This window comes from Balneicella halophila (assembly GCF_003096835.1).
Lineage (GTDB): Bacteria > Bacteroidota > Bacteroidia > Bacteroidales > Balneicellaceae > Balneicella > Balneicella halophila.
This window is the reverse complement of sequence record NZ_QENZ01000011.1, coordinates 1-5,657: the sequence shown is the minus strand read 5'-3', so window position 1 is coordinate 5,657 and position 5,657 is coordinate 1. Positions and strand designations below refer to the sequence as shown.

The window sequence follows — 5,657 nt, the reverse complement described above, 5'->3', positions numbered from 1 at the left end:
AAAAACAAAGCGAGGCTAACTCCTAATTGGAATTAGCCTCGCTGAAAATAGGGCGTCGTCCTACTCTCCCACATTGCTGCAGTACCATCGGCGCTAATGAGCTTAACTTCTCTGTTCGGAATGGGAAGAGGTGTACCTCATTGCAATAAACACCTTAAATATCTTTTAATATGATATCTAAATCTTAATATCAATAAATCTATGACATGTATCGAAAGAACACCAAAGAAATAAATCAACTTACTTGATAATATATAAACAAAGTAAATCAACTAACAAACTTACAATATAAAAACTTTTGGGTAATTAGTACTGCTCGGCTAAATACGTTGCCGCACTTACACCTACAGCCTATCAACGTTATCGTCTCTAACGTCCCTATTTGGAAATCTTATCTTGAGGCTGGCTTCGTGCTTAGATGCTTTCAGCACTTATCCGTTCCAAACATAGCTACTCAGCAATGCAGCTGGCGCCACAACTGATGCACTAGAGGTTTGTCCAACCCGGTCCTCTCGTACTAGAGTCAGATCCTCTCAAATTTCCCACGCCCACAACAGATAGAGACCGAACTGTCTCACGACGTTCTGAACCCAGCTCGCGTGCCACTTTAATGGGCGAACAGCCCAACCCTTGGGACCTTCTCCAGCCCCAGGATGTGACGAGCCGACATCGAGGTGCCAAACCGCTCCGTCGATATGAGCTCTTGGGAGCGATCAGCCTGTTATCCCCGGAGTACCTTTTATCCTTTGAGCGATGGCCCTTCCATTCGGAACCACCGGATCACTATGCTCTACTTTCGTACCTGATCGACTTGTAGGTCTCTCAGTCAAGCTCCCTTATGCCATTGCACTCTGCGGATGATTACCAAACATCCTGAGGGAACCTTTAGAAGCCTCCGTTACGCTTTTGGAGGCGACCACCCCAGTCAAACTACCCACCAAACACTGTCCTCATCGCTGAGTTAGAAGTCAAATAAGCAAAGGGTCGTATTTCAAGGGTGACTCCACATGCACTGGCGCACACGCTTCACAGTCTCCGACCTATCCTACACATTACTTACCCGAATTCAATGTTAAGCTATAGTAAAGGTTCACGGGGTCTTTTCGTCCCGTTGCGGGTAATCGGCATCTTCACCGATACTTCAATTTCACCGAGATCATGGCTGAGACAGTGCCCAGATCGTTACACCATTCGTGCAGGTCGGAACTTACCCGACAAGGAATTTCGCTACCTTAGGACCGTTATAGTTACGGCCGCCGTTTACTGGGGCTTCAATTCAAACCTTCGCTCAACGCTAAGCTCTCCTTTTAACCTTCCAGCACCGGGCAGGTGTCAGGCCTTATACCTCTTCTTTCGAATTTGCAAAGCCTTGTGTTTTTGCTAAACAGTCGCCTGGGCCTATTCACTGCGGCTCACATTGCTGTGAGCGCCCCTTCTCCCGAAGTTACGGGGCGATTTTGCCTAGTTCCTTAGCCATGAATCTCTCGAGCGCCTTAGTATACTCTACTTGACTACCTGTGTCGGTTTGCGGTACGGGCCTATATAACCTGAAGCTTAGCAGGTTTTCTTGGAAGTCTGTTTACTCACACTTGCCGCTGCCGTAGCATTGGCATACTTTCCAGCTTCAACTCTTCTAGCGTACTTAACTACTAAAATCTACGTCTTTGCTGTTATTCGAACATCCGTCTGTCCGAGGTGATTTCACTACTCCGTCACTGCATCGCAGTTATATAAGGTACCGGAATATTAACCGGTTTGCCATCGACTTAGCCCTTCGGCGTCGCCTTAGGTCCCGACTTACCCTGATCCGATTAGCGTTGATCAGGAATCCTTAGTCTATTGGCGTGCGGGTTTCTCGCCCGCATTATCGTTACTCATGCCTACATTTGCTTTTCTAACCGCTCCACAATCCATTACCAGACTGCTTCTGCGCAGATTAGAATGCTCCCCTACCGATCGTATAAATTAATATACTATCCCATAGCTTCGGTAATATGCTTATGCCCGATTATCATCCATGCAAGATCGCTCGACTAGTGAGCTGTTACGCACTCTTTAAATGAATGGCTGCTTCCAAGCCAACATCCTAGCTGTCTGTGCAATCTTACCGCGTTAGTTCAACTTAGCATATATTTGGGGACCTTAGCTGATGGTCCGGGTTGTTTCCCTCTCGTCCGTGGACCTTAGCACCCACGGGCTCACTCCTGGAGAACATGTTATAGCATTCGGAGTTTATCTGGATTTGATAGGCGGTGAAGCCCTCGCATCCAATCAGTAGCTCTACCTCTATAACACTTAACTCCAAGGCTGCACCTAAATGCATTTCGGGGAGTACGAGCTATTTCTCAGTTTGATTGGCCTTTCACCCCTACCCACACCTCATCCCAAGACTTTTCAACGTCAACGGGTTCGATCCTCCAGTTTGTGTTACCAAACCTTCAATCTGGACATGGGTAGATCACAAAGTTTCGCGTCTAGCGCCACTGACTTAACGCCCTGTTAAGACTCGCTTTCGCTTCGGCTACGTTCCTGAAGAACTTAACCTCGCAAGTGACGACTAACTCGTAGGCTCATTATGCAAAAGGCACGCCGTCACACAATGAATGTGCTCCGACCGCTTGTAAGCGCATGGTTTCAGGTACTATTTCACTCCCTTATTCAGGGTACTTTTCACCTTTCCCTCACGGTACTGGTTCACTATCGGTCTCTGAGGAGTATTTAGCCTTAGCGGATGGTCCCGCTAGATTCAGTCAAGGTTTCACGTGCCCCGACCTACTCAGGATACTACTATAATAATACAACTTTACATGTACGGGATTATCACCCTCTATGATGTGTCTTTCCAAACAGCTTCCACTTCTTTTGCATTAGTAATATTGTAGTCCTACAACCCCAACGTTGCCGAAACAACACTGGTTTGGGCTATTTCCCGTTCGCTCGCCGCTACTTGGGAAATCACTTTTGTTTTCTTTTCCTCCGGTTACTTAGATGTTTCAGTTCACCGGGTTTGCCTCCATTACTGGATACCTAATTAATTAGGTGGGTTGTCCCATTCGGAGATCTGCGGATCAACGGTTATGTGCACCTACCCACAGCTTTTCGCAGCTTATCACGTCCTTCTTCGCCTCTCAGAGCCTAGGCATCCCCCATACGCTCTTGTTTGTTTTTATATTTTCCAATAGATTTCTATCAAATGAGTCAATTAGTTTATCTAATTTGCTTCTTTTACTATTTTTCGATTGATTTATTTCTTTTTCTCGTGTCTTTCAATATGTCAATGAACTCTTCTGCTACTAAAACATGTAGCCAAGTAGATAATACAGGTTACAATCCTATGAGCTTTACTCCTCTTCTCTAGTATAGCTCCCTGATGTCAGGTTATCTGTGTCAATTTTTCTGATGCTTTTAATATAATAATTTAAATCTTATTTGCCAAATGTCTTTTTCTTCTCCTCAACCTACCTTAAAGTGGAGAATATCGGATTCGAACCGATGACCCCCTGCGTGCAAGGCAGGTGCTCTAGCCAGCTGAGCTAATTCCCCGTTCTGTTCTTAATCATTAAAATCTCGCGATTCTAATAACTATATAAATGTAGTCTCGCCCAGATTTGAACTGGGGACCCCTACATTATCAGTGTAGTGCTCTAACCAACTGAGCTACGAGACTCTTTTTTATTTGTCCGCTCCCAAGTCTCTACTTTTAGCTGTATTTATATATATTTATTTTAATAAAAAATCGCGTGTGTCGAGCTAAGCTATTATTTGTTAGCTCCAGAAAGGAGGTGTTCCAGCCACACCTTCCGGTACGGCTACCTTGTTACGACTTAGCCCCAGTTACCAGTTTTACCCTAGGCCGCTCCTCTCGGTTACAGACTTCAGGTACCCCCAGCTTCCATGGCTTGACGGGCGGTGTGTACAAGGCCCGGGAACGTATTCACCGGATCGTTGCTGATATCCGATTACTAGCGAATCCAACTTCACGGAGTCGAGTTGCAGACTCCGATCCGAACTGAGATAAGGTTTCAAGTTTCGCATCCTATTGCTAGGTAGCTACCCTTTGTCCTTACCATTGTAACACGTGTGTAGCCCCGGACGTAAGGGCCGTGCTGATTTGACGTCATCCCCACCTTCCTCTCACCTTACGGTGGCAGTCTCGCTAGAGTCCCCAGCTTAACCTGATGGTAACTAACGATAAGGGTTGCGCTCGTTATGGGACTTAACCCGACACCTCACGGCACGAGCTGACGACAACCATGCAGCACCTTGTAGAGAGTCCGTAGAAAGACCCATCTCTGAGTCATGCACTCTACATTTAAGCCCGGGTAAGGTTCCTCGCGTATCATCGAATTAAACCACATGTTCCTCCGCTTGTGCGGGCCCCCGTCAATTCCTTTGAGTTTCATTGTTGCCAACGTACTCCCCAGGTGGATCACTTAATACTTTCGCTCAGACACTGACTGTATATCGCCAACATCCAGTGATCATCGTTTACGGCGTGGACTACCAGGGTATCTAATCCTGTTCGCTCCCCACGCTTTCGTGCATCAGCGTCAATAACAGCATAGTAAGCTGCCTTCGCAATAGGTGTTCTATATCGTATCTATGCATTTCACCGCTACACAATATATTCCGCCTACCTCTACTGTATTCAAGATAAACAGTTTCAATGGCAATTCTATCGTTGAGCGACAGACTTTCACCACTGACTTATTTACCCGCCTACGCACCCTTTAAACCCAATAAATCCGGATAACGCTTGGACCCTCCGTATTACCGCGGCTGCTGGCACGGAGTTAGCCGGTCCTTATTCATATAGTACATTCAAATCCCTTCACGAAGAGACGGTTATTCCTATATAAAAGCAGTTTACAACCCATAGGGCAGTCTTCCTGCACGCGACTTGGCTGGTTCAGGCTCTCACCCATTGACCAATATTCCTCACTGCTGCCTCCCGTAGGAGTCTGGTCCGTGTCTCAGTACCAGTGTGGGGGACTATCCTCTCAGAACCCCTAATGATCGTGGACTTGGTGAGCCGTTACCTCACCAACTATCTAATCATACGCATGCCCATCCTTTACCAGACGAATCTTTTAATTATTTAAACAGGTGTCTAAATAATACCATGGAGTATTAATCCGAATTTCTTCGGGCTATCCTCCTGTAAAGGGTAGGTTGCATACGCGCTACTCACCCGTGCGCCGGTCGTCGCCTTAAGTAGCAAGCTACTTAATCGTTACCCCTCGGCTTGCATGTGTTAGGCCTGTCGCTAGCGTTCATCCTGAGCCAGGATCAAACTCTTCGTTGTATATAAATTTTAATCTTGTTCTTTATACCAACAAATAATCATTCCTTAGACTCGACAACACTCAATCTTTTATTGTATATTTCTTATTTATCGACTTTTGGCTGCTTAATCCCTTGATTCTTTAATTACAAAAAAACAAGAACTAAGCGTGCTTCATTATTATTTATTTGCATCATGTCAATGAACTTCTCTGCCCTACTTTTTTGACCTGTTTAGTGGTCATTTTTTCGAAACAGTGGTGCAAAGAAAACACCTTTTTTATTACCTACCAAATATTACTGCAACTTTTTTACAAAGTTTTTTGTGCCCAAAATCTCAAAGACCTAATTATCAAGCAAATCATTCAAAAAAA

At 45.4% G+C, this 5,657-nt stretch carries 2 tRNA genes and 3 rRNA genes; all 5 read right to left on the bottom strand.

From position 1 onward, the window contains the following. Positions 1-47: 47 nt before the first annotated feature. The 5 genes from rrf to C7377_RS09315 all read right to left on the bottom strand — a co-directional run bounded on the left by rrf (position 48) and on the right by C7377_RS09315 (position 5,305). Positions 48-157, bottom strand: a 5S ribosomal RNA gene (rrf, locus tag C7377_RS09335). 129 nt (positions 158-286) lie between these two features. After that, a 23S ribosomal RNA gene (locus C7377_RS09330) occupies positions 287-3,170 on the bottom strand. Between the two features lie 299 nt (positions 3,171-3,469). Continuing rightward, positions 3,470-3,543, bottom strand: a tRNA-Ala gene (locus C7377_RS09325). A 50-nt stretch (positions 3,544-3,593) separates the two neighbouring features. Further along, positions 3,594-3,667 (bottom strand) — tRNA-Ile (locus tag C7377_RS09320). Positions 3,668-3,775: 108 nt separating this feature from the next. Beyond that, positions 3,776-5,305 (bottom strand): 16S ribosomal RNA (locus C7377_RS09315). Together the 16S, 23S and 5S rRNA genes with 2 tRNA genes alongside form the textbook arrangement of a ribosomal RNA operon. Positions 5,306-5,657 lie beyond the last annotated feature (352 nt).